A 14,929-nucleotide genomic window follows, 5' to 3' on the forward strand; every position below is an offset into this window, starting at 1 on the left:
GTGGCCGCTCTTCGTCGGGTTTCCGCTCCCGGGCGATCATTTCGCGCGTCAAAGACTCCAATAGCGAATCTGACGATCGATCTTTCGCGGATCGAAGGCGCTCTTCACGTCGACGAAGATGCCGCCGGGGCGCACGAACGATTGGATCTTCGCCTGACCCAGCTTCATGTACGCATCGTGGGCGACCGCGAAAACGAGGGCGTCCAAATCGTGGAACTCCTCGAGCGCCGCGAGCTGCAAGCCGTATTCGTGAACACACTCCGGTGCACTCGCCAGCGGATCGTGCAGCAGCGCCTGAATACCGAACTGCCGAAGCTCGGTCAGAATGTCCGGGACCTTGCTGTTGCGCAAATCGCTCACGTTCTCTTTGAAGGTGAGGCCCAAGACGCCAACTTTTGCGTGCTTCACGGGGATGTCCGCATCGATGAGCAGCTTCACCGTGCGCTGCGCCACGAAGGGGCCGACGTTGTTGTTGATGCGGCGCCCTGCGAGGATCACCTGCGGCTGGTAGCCGAGCTGCTCCGCCTTCGTCGTGAGGTAATAAGGATCGACGCCGATGCAGTGGCCGCCGACCAGGCCCGGTTTGAACTTCAGGAAGTTCCACTTCGTGCCCGCCGCTGCCAGCACGTCGCTGGTGCGGATGTTCATGCGGTCGAAGATGATGGCCAGCTCGTTCATCAGCGCGATGTTCAAATCGCGCTGCGTGTTCTCGATGACCTTGGCCGCCTCGGCGACCTTGATGGACGGCGCGCGGTGCACGCCGGCGCTCACCACGGTGCCGTAGACCTCCGCCACCCGTTCCAACGTGGCGCTGTCCTCGCCGGAGACGACCTTCACGATGCGCTCGAGCGTGTGCTCGGTGTCGCCTGGGTTGATGCGCTCGGGGGAGTAGCCCAGCCGAAAGTCCTTACGCTCGAGCCCGGAGACGCGCGCCAGGATGGGCCCGCATACGTCCTCCGTCACGCCGGGGTAGACCGTCGACTCGTAGACGATGCACGCGCCCTTCGAGATGGCCTTGCCGACGGTCTCGCTGGCCCGGATCACCGGGGTGAGGTTGGGCACGTTGTGCTCGTCGACCGGCGTGGGCACGGCCACGACGAAAAACGTAGCATTCTCGAGCTCTTGCGGATCACTTGTCATGCGCAACGTGGAGGCTGTAAGCTCTTCACGTTTATGTTCATGGTTTCGGTCGTAACCACTTTGAAGTTCTTCGACTTTTTTCTTGTCGATATCGAAACCGACCGTGCCGGGGAAATGACGGGCAAAGGCGAGCGCGACGGGCAAGCCGACGTAACCGAGACCGATGACAGCGATTCGCTCTTCCTTCGTAAGCTGGCTCATGGAGATGTCCGTCCCAAGCCGGGCTAGGAGGAAAGGAGGGCGCGGGGTCCTTCGATGAGGAGCCGCGAGCGTTCGGCCCGGCCGACGAGCGCTTCGAGCCTTTCGATGCTCGAAACCACGGCGTCGACGTCCTCGGGCTTGTGCGCATCGGAGCAGGCGATCTCGTAGGCCTCTTCCTCGAGCAGCTCTTCCGCCGCACGCTGTGCGGCCCGGCCGTACTTTCCCACGAGCGAACAAAGGTCGAGCTGCAGGTGCGTGCCCGCATCGAGCAGCGGCGTCAGCGCGCCGATGTTTTTCCAGACGGGCTGGTAGCGTTCTGGGTGCGCGAGGACCGGCGTGAGGCCGGCGCGGCGCAGGTCGAAGAAGCGCGCCTGCAGGTTCCTCGGGAAGGCACTCGAGGGAAGCTCGACGAGGACGGCACGACGGCCAGCCGAGGACCCGCCCGCGGTCTTGATGGGATAGGGCAAGCCTTCGCCGGACACGAGGCGTTGAAAAACGATGTCATCGAAAAAATGCTCGCTGGCAAGATCGACCTGGGGGAGCGGGACGCCGGCTTCTTCCAGGTGCGGTGCCATTGCCTCGTACGCGCGTTGGAGTGCGGGACGGTCGTTGTCGAACATACCCGGGCGCATATGCGGCGTGGCGATCACCGTGGAAAATCCCGCTTGGAACAAGCCCGAAAGCAAGGCGACGCTGGCGGCGGGGCTGCGTGCACCGTCGTCGATGTGGGCGATCCAGTGGCTATGGAGATCGATAAAATCGCGCATTCCTCGAATGGAATTGGACCAATTCGGGCTGGGATTGCTACTACGATTGCGGTTAGCACCCCGATCTGCTGCGAATGGCCTCGCTCAATCCGCTAACTCAGGAGCTCGTTTTCAAGATCGTCTTCTACGGCCCCGGGCTCGGCGGGAAGACGACGACGCTCCAACATATCCATTCAGCCTCCGCGCCCGACAAACGCGGCAAGCTGGTGTCGCTCGCAACACCAACGGATCGGACGCTCTACTTCGATTTTCTGCCGCTGCGTCTCCAGAAGATCCGCAACATGACGGTGCGGCTTCAACTTTTTACGGTGCCGGGCCAGGTCTATTACAGCGCGACTCGGAAGCTCGTGCTCACCGGCGCCGATGGCATCGTGTTCGTGGCGGACTCGCAAACCGCGCGGCTCGATGCGAACCAGGAGTCGCTCGAGGATCTGAACGCGAACCTCGCCGACCACGGGCGCGCGCTCTCGCAGCTGCCGCACACGTTCCAATGGAACAAGCGTGACTTGAGCGAGGTGGTTTCCGAGGACGAGCTGGATCGGCGCTTCAACCTGTTCAGCGCCCCGTCGATTGGGACGAGTGCGACGCGCGGGGATGGCGTCTTCGAGGGGCTCGAGCAGATCACCAAGCTGACGATGGAGACGTACCGCGCGGAGCTGCCGAACCGGCGCGAGATCATCATGCTGCTCGACGAGGAAACCTCGGGCATCGCCGATGCGATCCGCGGGCTCGCCGAATCGCCGCGACCGAAGCCGGTGGAGGCGCCTCCGGCGCGGCGGGAGAAGTCGCCGCTGGTGGCCGCCATGGCCGCGGCTTCCGCGCAACAAGCGCAGCAGGCGCAACAAGCGGGACCAGGGCAGGGCGCGCAGGCGGCGCATGCCTTGGCGCGCGCGCCGGATTCGGCCGGGGGATCGCGTGCGCGGCCCGATGGCTCGCAGAGCGGCTCGTACCTCGTGCCGACGGTGTCGCCGTCCTCGCAGGGTGGGACGTCGTTCAGCATGGCCGAGCTCTGGCCCGAGGTGGATCGCGATGCGGTCCGCAAGTGCGAGCATCTTTTGGCCGCGCACGACACCTTGGGGGCGATCATGGCCTGCGACGTGCTGCTCTCGCGGGTGCTCGCCTTTGCCGCGGGCCTCTGTGGCTCGGCGGATGCGCCGCGCGATCCTGCGCTCGTGTGCCTCTTGCTCGGCCTCGACGGCCGGCGGTACGTGAAGTTCCGCGCCTTGGTGCGCGCGGCGCGCCAGAGCGACGAAGTGATCTTCCGAGAGGCCCTCGAGTGCTTCTCCTTCGTCGTCGAGGCCCGCCGCAACGCCACCGGGCTTGCGGCGAGCGTGCTCTAGGAGCCTGCTAGAAGATCTGCCCGATGCGCTGCACGACGCCTTTGCCCGAGAAGAGCAGGCGGAAGCCGCGCATCAACCAGCCGAGGCTCTTGGCCGAATAGGGGAACCAGAGCGGATCGCGCTCGGGCGGTGAGAATCGGTCGTAGTTCACGTGCCGCGCCTCGGCCATGTCGCGCAGGGCGTCGTCCCCGTGGACGCGGCCGAAGCCCGATTGCTTGATGCCGCCGAACGGCGTGTCGATGGCGCCATAGTTAATGAGCACGTCATTGACCACGACGCTGCCCGCCTCGATGCGCTCGGCGAGGGCGCAGCCGCGGTCGCGGTCCTTGGTGAAGACGTAGGCATTGAGCCCGAGGTGCGAGGCGTTGGCCAGGGACAGGGCCTCTTCCTCCGAGGAGACGCGCGCAAACGGCACGATGGGGCCGAAGATCTCCTGCGTCATGACCGTCATTTCGTGCGTGCAGTTGGCCAGGATGGTCGGCTCGAAAAATTGGCCCGGCCCGGGGCGCTTCTGACCGCCCAGCACGAGCTCCGCACCTTTTTGCAGCGCGTCCTCGATGTGGCGTTCGGCGATCTCGATTTGTTTGGGGAAGATGATCGCGCCCACGTCGACGTAGTCCTTCGACGGATCTCCGATGCGCAGCGACGCGGTGAGCTCCTTCACGCGGTGCAGAAGCTTCGCGTAGATGTCCTTGTGCGCGTACACGCGCTCGACGGAGATGCACGCTTGGCCCGCGTTGGAGAAGCCGCCATAGACGATGGCGTGCGCGGTCCGCTCGAGATCCGCGTCGGCGCACGCGATGAGCGGCGCCTTGCCGCCGAGCTCCATGACGCACGGAACGAGGCGCGCGCCACAGGCCGCGGCCACACGACGCCCGGTCTCGACGCCGCCGGTGAAGACGACCTTGTGCACGCCCGATTCGATGAGCGCCTGGCCCGTGGGGCCGTAGCCGGTGACCACCCCGAAGAGATCCTCGGGAAGGCCGGTGCCGTTGTAGATGGCTTTCGCTTTGAGGATGGTGAGCGGCGTGACCTCGCTGGGCTTCACCACCGCCGCGCTGCCGGTGATGAGCGCGGCCACGACGTCGCCCATGGGGATGGAGAAGGGGTAATTCCAGGGCGAGATGATGCCGATGACCCCGCGGGGTGCATAATGCACGTAACTCTTGCGGTGCTTCAGCAGATGCAGATCGAGCGGGCGTGGTGCGAGCAGCTGCGGGGCGTGGCGGCAGTAGTGCGTGAGAAAATCGGCGATGAGGGTGACCTCGTGGGTCAGTGCCTCGTGGCGGGGCTTGCCGCATTCGCGGGTGATCGTCTCGACGATGTCCTCGGCGTGGTCGACGATGGCGTCGCGCAAGCGCAAAAGGCGCTCGCAGCGCTCGGCCACGGGGAGAACGCCCCACGCGGCCTGCGCTTTGCGCGCGCGTTCGACGACGGCGAGAACCTCGCTCGGAGACATGACGGGCACCTCGCCGAGCAGCTCACCGCTGCCCGGCGCATAACTTCGGATGGTGCCCCCCGCGGCGGGGCCGCCGTTGCCTTGTCCAACCGCACCCTGCTCGTTTGGCTCGCGTTGCTCGAATGCGACTGCGCCCATCGGTCACCTCCGGTTCGTGATCCCCCTCCCGATCCCGATCGTTCTTGTCAGATCCGGGAGCGGGAGCGGGGTTTTTGACCGAGGTTTACGATAGCGCGTCAGCCCCAGCGAACGAGGTTGGTTTCGTAGGGGTGCGTCAAAATCGGATTGTGCGGCATCACCCGCGCCGCGAAGGCGTGCGAACCGCTGTCCTTGGTCGGGATGGAACCGCGGTAGAGATGCCCGTGCTCCGTGCGGGACACCAGCTTCATCGGCACGACATCGCCGCGCGGTAGGTCTTGGCCGGCGGCAACTTGCCCGTGGTACAGCTCGACCACCACGTCGTCGGGGGTGAGGCTGCCGAGGTGGACCAACGCCTCGACGTCGAGGGGCTCGCCCACGTAGAGCTGCTCCTTGGAGCGCACGTTCACCGACTGAATGGCCACGTGCGGCCAGGCGGCGCGCACCTTCTCCTTCCACGTGGTGAGGCGCTCGGCCTCCGCCAGGTTGCCCTCGCGCAGCCGTTTGGACAAGGTGATGGCCGGCACGTAGAAGGTGTCCGTGTACTCGCGCACCATGCGCGCGGTGTTGAACTCCGGGATCAACTTGGAGATGGAGTTCTTCATCCGGCGGATCCAGGCGCGCGGCAGTTGGTCGTGCGGGGTGCGGTCGAAGAAGAGGGGCACCACGTCGCGTTCGAGCAGATCGTAGAGCACCTCGGCCTCGAGCGCATCGCCTGCGCCGTCCTCGTATTCCTCGCCGCGGCCGATGGCCCAGCCCACCTCGCTGCCATGGCGCGCCCATGCCTCGGCCCACCAGCCATCGAGCACGCTGCAATTGAGCGCGCCGTTGGCGGCCGCCTTCATCCCGCTGGTGCCGCTGGCCTCGTGCGGGCGCCGCGGGGTGTTGAGCCACACGTCGACGCCGGCGACCATCGCGCGCGCAATGCGCATGTCGTAGTCCTCGATGAACACGACCCTGCGGGCGAGCTCCGGATCGCGGCTGGCGTGCACGATGGATCGAATGAGCTCCTTGCCGCCTTTGTCCTGCGGGTGCGCCTTGCCGGCGAAGACGAGCTGCACGGGCCGATCGGGATCGCCGAGCAGGCGCTTCACGCGGGCCATGTCGCTGAAGAGCAAGGTGGCGCGCTTGTACGTGGCGAAGCGGCGCGCGAAGCCGATGGTCAGCGCGCGCGGGTCGAGCACCTGCTGGGCGCGCTCGATTTCGTCCGGCGTGAGCTGCCGGCGCTCGGCCGCGACCCGGCGCCAATGCCGGCAGAGTTGCACCAGGCGATGGCGGCGGTGCTCGTGCACCTGCCACAGCTCCGCGTCGGGGATGTTCTGCGCGCGCGCCCAAAAGGCCGGATCGTCCACCTCGTCGGCCCAGCGCGGGCCGAGGTAGCGCGTGTAAAGCTCGCCGTGTTCGGCGCTGATCCACGACGCGATGTGCACGCCGTTGGTCACCGACCCGATGGGCACCTCGTGCTCGGGCAGCTCCGGCCAGAGCGTCTTGTACATCTTGCGCGACACCTCACCGTGCAGCGCGCTCACGCCGTTGTAATGGTCGGCCGAGCGGATCGCGAGCACCGGCATCGAGAAGGGGCTTTTCGCATCGCGCGGATCGGAGCGCCCGAGGCCGAGCAGCTGCTCCTCGCTGATGTTGAGCGCCGCGCGGTACGGCTCGAGGTAACGCCGCACCAGCTCCGGCTGGAAAACGTCGTTGCCCGCGGGAACGGGGGTGTGCGTGGTGAAAATGCTCGCCGCGGAATTCGCCTCGCACGCCACGGCGAAGCTGGCACCGCGTTCGCGCATCAAGCGACCAATGCGCTCGAGGGCGAGGAAGGCGGAGTGGCCCTCGTTCATGTGGCAGGCCGTGGGGCTCATGCCCATGGCCTCGAGGGCATGCACGCCGCCGATGCCGAGCATGATCTCCTGGCGCACGCGGAACTCCTGGTCGCCGCCGTAGAGCGGGCCGGTGATGGCGCGGTCGACCTTGGCGTTCTCCTCGAGGTTCGCGTCGAGCAAGAACAGCGGAACGCGGCCGACCTGCACGCGCCAGAGTTGCGCGAGCACGGTGCGATCGGGGTAGGCGACGCGGATGATGAGGCGCTTGCCGTCGGGGCCATGGACCGGCAAAACGGGAAGGCGCGTCCAATCGTTGATGGGGTAGCGCTCGCCCTGCCAACCGTCGTCGTTGAGCACCTGGCGGAAGTAGCCCTCGGCGTACGCGAGGCCCACGCCGACGAGCGGAAGCCCGAGATCGCTGGCCGTCTTCAGGTGATCGCCGGCGAGCACGCCCAAACCACCCGAGTAGATGGGTAGGCTCTGATGGAGGCCGTACTCCATGGAGAAGTAGGCGATGCGCGCATCCTTCGCGTTGGGGTACGTCTTCTTGAACCATCCCTCGCGCGACATGTACGCGTTGAACGTGGTCCACGCGGCCTCGAGGTGGCTTAGAAACGCATCGTCGGTGGCGAGTTCGTCGAGCTTCTGTTGCGAGGCGCGCGACAAAAGTTCAATCGGATTGCCGTAAACTTCGTCATAAAGATCGGGATCGATTCGTACGAAGAGAGAACGTGCGACGGGCGACCACGACCACCAGAGGTTGTACGCAATGTCGCGCAATCGCTCGAGAGGTGCGGGGAGGCGCGGAAGGACCGTGTATCGACGAAGCGTCGGCATGGCGCCGATATTAAGCACGTCCTGCTTTAACGGAAAACCTTGCAGCAGAAGTGCTTGCGGAATTTGGCGCACAAAGCGAGGTTCTTCCTGTGCGGACCGCTGTGAGAGAAGAAAATTCGATCAGCAGAAATGACAGAAAGAAACGACGTTGGTTGATCTTCGCGGCACTGACGACGCTCGTTACGGCCGCTGTCGCATGCGGGTCCAAGGCACCTCCGCCGCGTGAAACGAGTCGGGCTACGCCGACCAGCGCCAGGCCGACGTGGAACATCTCCGCATCGGAGGCCTACCAAGGCCGCAGCGAGGATGATGCGGGGTGCGCGCAATATGGATACGTCTTCACGGACGAGGCGCCGCATCGCATTTCCGATCACGTGCCCTTCGCCATCGGCAGTGCGGCGGTTCCGGCCGATGCCAAGGCGACGTTGGACAAGATTGCGGTACAGCTCAACGATCCGCATCCGAAGGTCGTGCGTCTGGCCGTCCTCGGCTATTCCACGACCGGCGAAGATCGGGTGTTGGCGCAAGGGCGGGCGAATGCCGTATTGGGTGAGCTTCTCGCCCGCGGCGTGCCGAGCAACCGGATCGAGTCGCACGCGGTGAAGGGCGAGTTGCCCCCGGGCCTGCCGCGCGCCGCGGTGGTGTTCGAGGTGCTCGTCGAATACCGTGGCGGCATCCAGCGTTGGGCCGATGGAGGCCTCGTGGCCTGCGCGCCCAACGATACCTCGCTCGACTGCGCCATCCCGCCCGAGGCGATGCGCACCTGCATTCGAAAGCCGAAATGAATTTCTCTCCGCTCGGGATTCTGCCCAAAGGCGCATTGAAGGTGATCTACGAGGTGGCGCGGCATCTGCTGCGGCGCCCTGTGGTGGGCATCGTCATTGCGGCGCACACACGCGATGGGCGATGGTTGCTCATCCGTCGCGCGGACACGGGAACGTGGGCGATGCCCGGGGGCACGTTGGAGTGGGGCGAGACCTTGAGCAGCACCATGGTGCGCGAGCTGCTCGAGGAGACGGGGGTGCGCGAGCCCGTGTTCGAGCGGCTCGTGGGCGTCTTCTCGCGACCCGATCGCGATATCCGCTTTCACGCCGTGAACGTGCTGGTCCGCTGCGAGATCGAGCCGCCCGAGACCAGCAAGACCAGCCAGACCAGCCAGACCAGCGAAGTGAACCCGCTCGAGATCCGCGAAGTGCGGCTTTTCCGCGAGGACGACGTGCCGCGGCCTCTGGCGATGGGCCTGGATGATCTGTTCGACCTGGCGCGGCAAGCCGGTTCGAAGGACGCCATTCTGGAGTAAAGGCGGGGGAGGGCGATATCCTTCGGCCCGTGCCCCCCACGTCCGGCGCTGCATCCGCCCTGCCTGCCGCGGCTTCCGCGGGTCCCAAAAAAGCCGAACCGATGCGCATCGCCGCCCTCGAGGGCGACAGGCCCCGCGCGTATTACCGGCGCGGGCGGCAGCGGCCTCGTGCCATCGCGTGGTTCGGATTTACGGCGTTCTGGGGCCATCTGCGGCACTTGGTCGCGTCGGCCATCGCGACGGAAAACATCGACTCGCGGCAGTGGATGATCCCCGATGCCCCGCCGCGCCTGGTGGAGCGCGCGGTGGGCGTCCTGTCGGATCGCGGCGCCAAGAATGCACCCACCTTGGTGGACGCCTTGGGGCGGGACCTCTGGATCGATTTCGTCGCCGACACGGGGGACGACGTCTCGGTGAGCGAGGCGGTCGGGCGCCTCGTGTTCGGCACGTACGAGCTGGAAGACGGCACGCAGCTTCCGCGCGGCGATGTGCTCATCCTCGGCGGCGATCTCGCCTATCCCGTGGCGACGGTGCGCGAGGTCTCGCGCCGGCTGGTGGTGCCCTGGAACCACGTGCTCGAGGAAATCGGCGACGAAACGCCGCGCGTTCTCCTGGCCATTCCGGGCAACCACGATTGGTACGACGGGCTCGATGGATTCGCTCGTCTGTGCCAGGCGCCGTGCGCCTTCGAGCAGACTGACTCACCGCTGAGCCAGCGGGCGCTCCACCCGGTGACCAACGAGTTTCCCGTTCTGGCATGGGCGGACGCATTTCGCCGGGGCGTCGCCGTGGAAAAGCCCGACACGATGGCCCTTTTTGGGTATGTGCCCATCCAGCGTGCGAGCTATTTCCGCCTGCCGCTCGCGCCCACGTTGGAGCTTTTTGCCGTCGATCGCCAATTGAGGCACATCGATCCGCGGCAGCAGTCGTACTTTCGCGTGCCTGGCGCGCCCGCGCGCGTCGTCATGATGCCGGATCCCGCGCGGGCGAGCGGTGAAGTGCGTGCGTCGGGTGCCTCGATGCTCAAATCAATTGGCATCGAGGCCTCGCTCGATCCGACGCTGTTCATCGCCGGCGACATCCACCATTACGAGCGCTCCGCCGAAGGACAGAGCCTGCACGTCGTGGCCGGGGGCGGCGGCGCATTCTTGCATGGTGCACGCACCGCGCGCCGGGGCGCGTACACCATCGACGCGGAATTTCCCGGGCCGATCGCCTCGAAGCGCATGCTGCGCGGTTTGCCGTGGCACGTGGCTTGGGGAGGCGCGGGCTGGCTCATCACCAGTGTGTTCGCCATCGGGCACGCCCTGGCCTTGTCGGCGTACATCGACAAAAGCCCCCGCGCCGCGCTGGGCGTGGCCTGCATCATGAGCGCGTGCGTGGCCGTGGGCACGGCGCTCCTCATCGGCTGGCGGCGACACCGCGCCTGGCGCTCCGTGCCCTTCGCCCTGGGCTTCGGCCTGCTCACCGGGCTTTTGCCGGTCGACGTGGCCGTCGTCATCGATCGATTGGGCGTCTACCTCATGGGACCGGGGGCGTTGCCGCGCACGTTTTGGATGGTCCTCGCCTGGATCGTCGCCACCTGGGCGAGCGGCTTTGCCTTCGGCGGCATGCTGTCCATGATTCACCGGCTGGGGCTGAACCACTCGCAGCCGTTCGCGGCGCTGGGAAGCCCAGCCTACCGGCACTTTCTCCGGCTGCGCATCGATGAGACGGGCCACGTCGAGGTGTTCGCGTTGGGCTTGGTCGACCCGCTGTCGGGCGAAAAGCCCGTGCTGATCGACCGATTCAGCTGGAGTGCCGCGCGCGATGCGCAGCAAACTTGAGCAAAGGGCCTGGACGGATATACAGTGAACGCGTGTCACTGCGTTCCAAGTTGAGTCGGTTGTCCGATCTCGCCGGCGAGACGCCCGCGCTCCTCAAGAGCGAAAAGAGCGAACCGGCCACGCCGCTCGCGCCGACGCTCGAGCACCTGCGGGCGAAGATGAACGCCATTCTGGAGCGCAGCGGGATCGAGAAACCTCCTGCACCGCGCCCTGTCGACACCGACGATCTGCCCTTCGCGAGCATCGAGACCGATTTGGGCTTGCTGCACGTGCGCACCTTCCGCCTTTCGCCCGCGCACCGCACGGGCCGGGCGCCGCTGCTTCCTGCGCGGGATGCCAGCACCGAGCTGCTCGCGTTGCTCGCGCTCGATCCGTCGCTCCAAGCTTGCCAGCTGGGCGGCGCACTGTACCTGGACACCGAGACCACGGGCCTCAGCGGCGGAACCGGCACCGTGGCGTTCCTCGTGGGATTGGCCTTTTGGGAAGGCGGCGACCTCGTGGTGGAGCAACTCCTCGTGCGCGAGCTCGGGGAGGAAGCGCCCATGCTCGAACGTGTGGCCATGCGGCTGCGCAAGGCGACCATGATTGTCACCTTCAACGGCAAGGCCTTCGACATGCCGCTCTTGCGCACGCGCTTCGTCATGAACCGCATCGAGGCGCCGGAAGGGCTGCCGCACCTCGATTTGCTGCACGTGGCACGGAGGCTCCACAAGCCACGGGGCATCACCTGCCGATTGACCAACATCGAGCGCGAGATCCTCGGCTTCGAGCGCGACAACGACGTGGACTCGGCCGACGTGAGCGCCTGCTACTTCCATTTCCTCCGCACCGGCGACGGCAGCGCCCTGCGCCGGGTGGTCGAGCACAATTCATGGGACGTCGTCTCGATGGCCGCGCTGGTCGGCCTCTACGGGGAGCCGCTCGAGGGCTCGCAGCTCGATCCGGAGGACCTGATCGGCGTGGCGCGCACCCTCAAGCGTGCGGGGGCCATGGATGGCGCGGCGGCGGCAGCGGAGACGGCGGTACAGCGCGGGGCGGGGCACGAGTCCATCCGCGTGCGGGCGGAGATCGCCAAGGCCCGCGGTGACCGGGCGCGGGCGCTGCGCGATTATGCGGAACTGGCCGAGAAAATCGATTGCGATCGCGTCCGGCTGGAGCTGGCCAAGCTGTACGAGCACTACGTCAAGGAGCCGGCACGGGCGCTCGCCCTGGTCGAGCAAGGTACCGCCGAATCGGAGCCTTCGCGAAGGCACCGCGCCGCGCGCCTCACGCGAAAAGCGAGGGATCAGGGGTTAGGGGTTAGGGATCAGGGAAGAGGGACGGGGAGCCTTTTTCGGGGTCTTCCCTAACCCCCAATCCCTAACCCCTAACCCCTATGATAAATCCACGGGTATGACCGATACGTACGATCCGGCGAGCATCGAGCCCGTGTGGCAGCGCTACTGGGACGAGCACGCCACCTTCCGCGCGGAACGCCACCCCGGAAAACCGAAAATCTATATCCTCGATATGTTCCCTTACCCGTCCGGTGCGGGCCTTCACGTCGGTCATCCCGAGGGCTACACGGCAACGGACATCACGGCCCGCTACAAGCGCATGCAGGGCTTCGATGTCCTTCACCCCATGGGTTGGGACGCGTTCGGCCTGCCCGCCGAACAGCACGCCATTGCCACGGGCACGCACCCGCGCGTGACCACGCTGAAGAACATCCAGACCTTCAAGCGGCAGCTCAAAAGCCTCGGTTTCTCCTTCGACTGGGCGCGCGAAATCGACAGCACCTCGCCCGAGTACGTCCGCTGGACGCAGTGGCTCTTCTTGCAGCTTTTCAAACGCGGTCTGGCGTCCCAGGAGAAGATCCCGGTCAATTGGTGCGCCGCGCTCGGCACCGTGCTGGCGAACGAAGAGGTCATCGACGGCCGCAGCGAACGCGGAAATCACCCTGTCGAGCGCCTGCCTCTGCGCCAGTGGCTCCTGAAGATCACGGCTTACGCCGATCAGTTGGCCGAAGGCCTGGACACCATCGACTGGCCCGAATCGACGAAGGCCAAGCAGCACCATTGGATCGGGCGCAGCGAAGGTGCACTCGCCGATTTCTCGGTCGAAGGTCATGCAAACGCGAAGATCACCATCTTCACCACGCGCGTCGACACGCTCCCGGGTGCGACCTACGTCGTGCTCGCGCCCGAGCATCCGCTGGTGGAGGAGCTGACGGTGCCGGCGCAGCGCGAGGCGGTGAACGCGTACGTGCAGGCCGCCAAGAAGAAGAGCGACATCGAGCGCTCCGACGTCACCAAGAAGAAGACGGGCGTCGCGCTCGGGGCGTATGCCATCAATCCGATCAATGGCGACAAGGTGCCTATTTGGATTGGCGACTACGTCATTGGCACCTACGGCACGGGGGCCATCATGGCCGTCCCGGGCCACGACGAGCGTGATCACGCGTTTGCCTTGGCCTACGGCCTGCCCATCGTGCAGGTGGTGGATCCCGCACCGGGTAGCAAGGACACGGTCGACGTGCAGAAGGCCGCGTACACCGAAGATGGCGTGTCGCATTTGCTTCGCTCGTTCGTGGAAATCCCCAACGGCGTGCCCAGCCCGGAAGTTCGCCGCCGCATCACCGATTGGTTGAAATCGCAAGGCAAGGGCGGCCCGCGCGTGACGTATCGGTTGCGCGACTGGGTGTTCTCGCGCCAGCGTTATTGGGGCGAGCCGATTCCGATTTACTTCCCGGTGGAGACGGATGGCGATCCCCGGCAGAAAGACGCGGTGTACACGATTCGCTACGACCAGCCGATCGCGGTCGACGAAAGCGAGCTACCTCTGCTCCTGCCCGAGCTCGAAGATTATCGACCCGGTGCCGATCCCTTGGGTCCGCTGGCCCGCGTTCCCGAGTGGCGCTTCTTCCAAAAGGAAGGAAAGTGGTACGCCCGCGAGACCAATACGATGCCGCAGTGGGCGGGCTCCTGTTGGTACTACCTGCGCTTCCTCGATCCGACCAACACCGAAAAGCTCTGCAGCGACGAAGCGTACGACGCGTGGATGCCGGTCGACCTCTACGTCGGCGGCGCCGAGCACAGCGTGCTTCACCTGCTGTACGCGCGCTTTTGGCACAAGGCCTTCTACGATCTTGGCATCGTGAAGCATCCGGAGCCGTTCTCGCGGCTGGTGCACCAGGGCATCATTTTGGGCACGTCGTACCGGTACTATCGGAGCACGGCGAACCCCGATCAGATTTACCCGGGCAACGCCACGGTGGTGAAGGACACCGACAAGGGTGAGATTCACCTGGGAGATCTGTCCGGCGAAATCGTCGAGGAGGCCTGGGCCAAGGAAGACGAAGTGCAGGCCGGTCACGCGGCCGGGGCGTACGTGCACAAGGCGCTCGGCATCGAGGTCGTCCTGGTCGCCGAAAAGATGAGCAAGGCGCGCGGCAACGTCGTCAACCCCGACGACATCGTGCGCAACCACGGCGCCGACGCACTGCGGTTGTACGAGATGTTCATGGGGCCGCTCGAGCACATGAAGCCGTGGCAAACCAGCGGCATCGACGGCGTGCGGCGCTTCCTCGAGCGCACCTGGAACGTGGGCCACGACGCCGCGAAGCTTTCGCGCGACCCCGCGGACTACGATTTGGAGACGAAGCGACTCGTCCACAAGACAATCAAGAAGGTGACCCAGGACATCGAGTCGCTCCGCTTCAACACCGCCATCAGCGCGATGATGGTCCTCGTGCGCCACCTGGGCGGCCTGCCGAAGACGCCGCACGAGGCGGTGAAGCAGCTCGTCCTGCTGGTGTCGCCGTTCGCGCCGCACCTGGGCGAGGAGCTTTGGAAGCGACTCGGCGCGACGGAATCGCTGGCCTACGAGCCGTGGCCGTCGTTCGACGAGGAGCTCGTGCGCGACGACGTCGTCGAGATTGGCGTTCAGGTCAACGGCAAGCTGCGCGGCACGGTGCAGTTGGCCGTGGACGCGGACGAGGCAACGGCGCGTGCGGCGGCGCTTTCGGCACCGAAGGTGGCGATGCACCTCGAAGGAAAGACCTTGCGCAAATTGGTCTACGTGCGCGGGAAGATCATCAATCTGATTGTCGGTTGAGAA

The 14,929-nt window shown here is 65.8% G+C and carries 10 protein-coding genes; 6 read left to right on the forward strand and 4 right to left on the reverse strand.

All coding sequences use genetic code 11. The features are described 5' to 3' along the window. Positions 1 to 48 precede the first annotated feature (48 nt). Positions 49 to 1,341 (reverse strand): nucleotide sugar dehydrogenase, encoded by a 1,293-nt coding sequence (locus tag LZC95_18630; protein WXA98829.1) that lies wholly within the window; start codon positions 1,339 to 1,341, stop codon positions 49 to 51. 23 nt (positions 1,342 to 1,364) lie between these two features. Next, positions 1,365 to 2,108 carry a protein tyrosine phosphatase gene (locus tag LZC95_18635; protein ID WXA98830.1) on the reverse strand — a complete coding sequence of 248 codons (744 nt, stop codon included), beginning with the start codon at positions 2,106 to 2,108 and terminating at the stop codon, positions 1,365 to 1,367. Between the two features lie 74 nt (positions 2,109 to 2,182). Here LZC95_18635 and LZC95_18640 point away from each other — a divergent pair, with 74 nt between their 5' ends. After that, complete coding sequence (locus LZC95_18640) at positions 2,183 to 3,448, forward strand: GTPase domain-containing protein (GenBank protein ID WXA98831.1); 1,266 nt, start codon at positions 2,183 to 2,185, stop codon at positions 3,446 to 3,448. A gap of 7 nt (positions 3,449 to 3,455) precedes the next feature. On the opposite strand, the gene LZC95_18645 is transcribed toward LZC95_18640, so the two are convergent. Together LZC95_18645 and glgP are read right to left on the reverse strand one after the other, a co-directional pair. Continuing rightward, complete coding sequence (locus tag LZC95_18645; GenBank protein ID WXA98832.1) at positions 3,456 to 5,045, reverse strand: aldehyde dehydrogenase family protein; 1,590 nt, start codon at positions 5,043 to 5,045, stop codon at positions 3,456 to 3,458. A 98-nt stretch (positions 5,046 to 5,143) separates the two neighbouring features. Next, positions 5,144 to 7,705 carry an alpha-glucan family phosphorylase gene (glgP, locus tag LZC95_18650; protein ID WXA98833.1) on the reverse strand — a complete coding sequence of 854 codons (2,562 nt, stop codon included), beginning with the start codon at positions 7,703 to 7,705 and terminating at the stop codon, positions 5,144 to 5,146. Between the two features lie 152 nt (positions 7,706 to 7,857). On the opposite strand from glgP, the gene LZC95_18655 reads away from it, so the two are divergent. From LZC95_18655 to leuS, 5 genes are read left to right on the forward strand one after another with little or no spacing between them, the layout of a single operon-like run. After that, positions 7,858 to 8,490, forward strand: a complete 633-nt coding sequence (locus LZC95_18655) for a hypothetical protein (protein WXA98834.1) — start codon at positions 7,858 to 7,860, stop codon at positions 8,488 to 8,490. Then, positions 8,487 to 9,005 (forward strand): NUDIX hydrolase, encoded by a 519-nt coding sequence (locus tag LZC95_18660; GenBank protein ID WXA98835.1) that lies wholly within the window; start codon positions 8,487 to 8,489, stop codon positions 9,003 to 9,005. The genes LZC95_18655 and LZC95_18660 overlap by 4 nt, the downstream gene beginning before the upstream one ends. A gap of 29 nt (positions 9,006 to 9,034) precedes the next feature. Then, positions 9,035 to 10,831: a hypothetical protein gene (locus tag LZC95_18665; GenBank protein ID WXA98836.1), complete on the forward strand. Its 1,797-nt coding sequence runs from the start codon at positions 9,035 to 9,037 to the stop codon at positions 10,829 to 10,831. A gap of 32 nt (positions 10,832 to 10,863) precedes the next feature. Beyond that, positions 10,864 to 12,180, forward strand: a complete 1,317-nt coding sequence (locus LZC95_18670; GenBank protein WXA98837.1) for a ribonuclease H-like domain-containing protein — start codon at positions 10,864 to 10,866, stop codon at positions 12,178 to 12,180. A gap of 43 nt (positions 12,181 to 12,223) precedes the next feature. After that, positions 12,224 to 14,926 carry a leucine--tRNA ligase gene (leuS, locus tag LZC95_18675; GenBank protein ID WXA98838.1) on the forward strand — a complete coding sequence of 901 codons (2,703 nt, stop codon included), beginning with the start codon at positions 12,224 to 12,226 and terminating at the stop codon, positions 14,924 to 14,926. Positions 14,927 to 14,929 lie beyond the last annotated feature (3 nt).

The sequence above is a fragment of the Sorangiineae bacterium MSr12523 genome, assembly GCA_037157775.1.
GTDB classification, from domain to species: domain Bacteria; phylum Myxococcota_A; class Polyangia; order Polyangiales; family Polyangiaceae; genus Pendulispora; species Pendulispora brunnea.

Excerpts from the sequence above, each read along its gene's own strand:
- LZC95_18635 (WXA98830.1), bottom strand. The coding sequence starts at position 2,108 with ATGCGCGATTTTATCGATCTCCATAGCCACTGGATCGCCCACATCGAC.
- LZC95_18640 (WXA98831.1), top strand. The coding sequence starts at position 2,183 with ATGGCCTCGCTCAATCCGCTAACTCAGGAGCTCGTTTTCAAGATCGTC.
- LZC95_18660 (WXA98835.1), top strand. The coding sequence starts at position 8,487 with ATGAATTTCTCTCCGCTCGGGATTCTGCCCAAAGGCGCATTGAAGGTG.
- LZC95_18645 (WXA98832.1), bottom strand. The coding sequence starts at position 5,045 with ATGGGCGCAGTCGCATTCGAGCAACGCGAGCCAAACGAGCAGGGTGCG.
- LZC95_18630 (WXA98829.1), bottom strand. The coding sequence starts at position 1,341 with ATGAGCCAGCTTACGAAGGAAGAGCGAATCGCTGTCATCGGTCTCGGT.
- leuS (WXA98838.1), top strand. The coding sequence starts at position 12,224 with ATGACCGATACGTACGATCCGGCGAGCATCGAGCCCGTGTGGCAGCGC.
- glgP (WXA98833.1), bottom strand. The coding sequence starts at position 7,705 with ATGCCGACGCTTCGTCGATACACGGTCCTTCCGCGCCTCCCCGCACCT.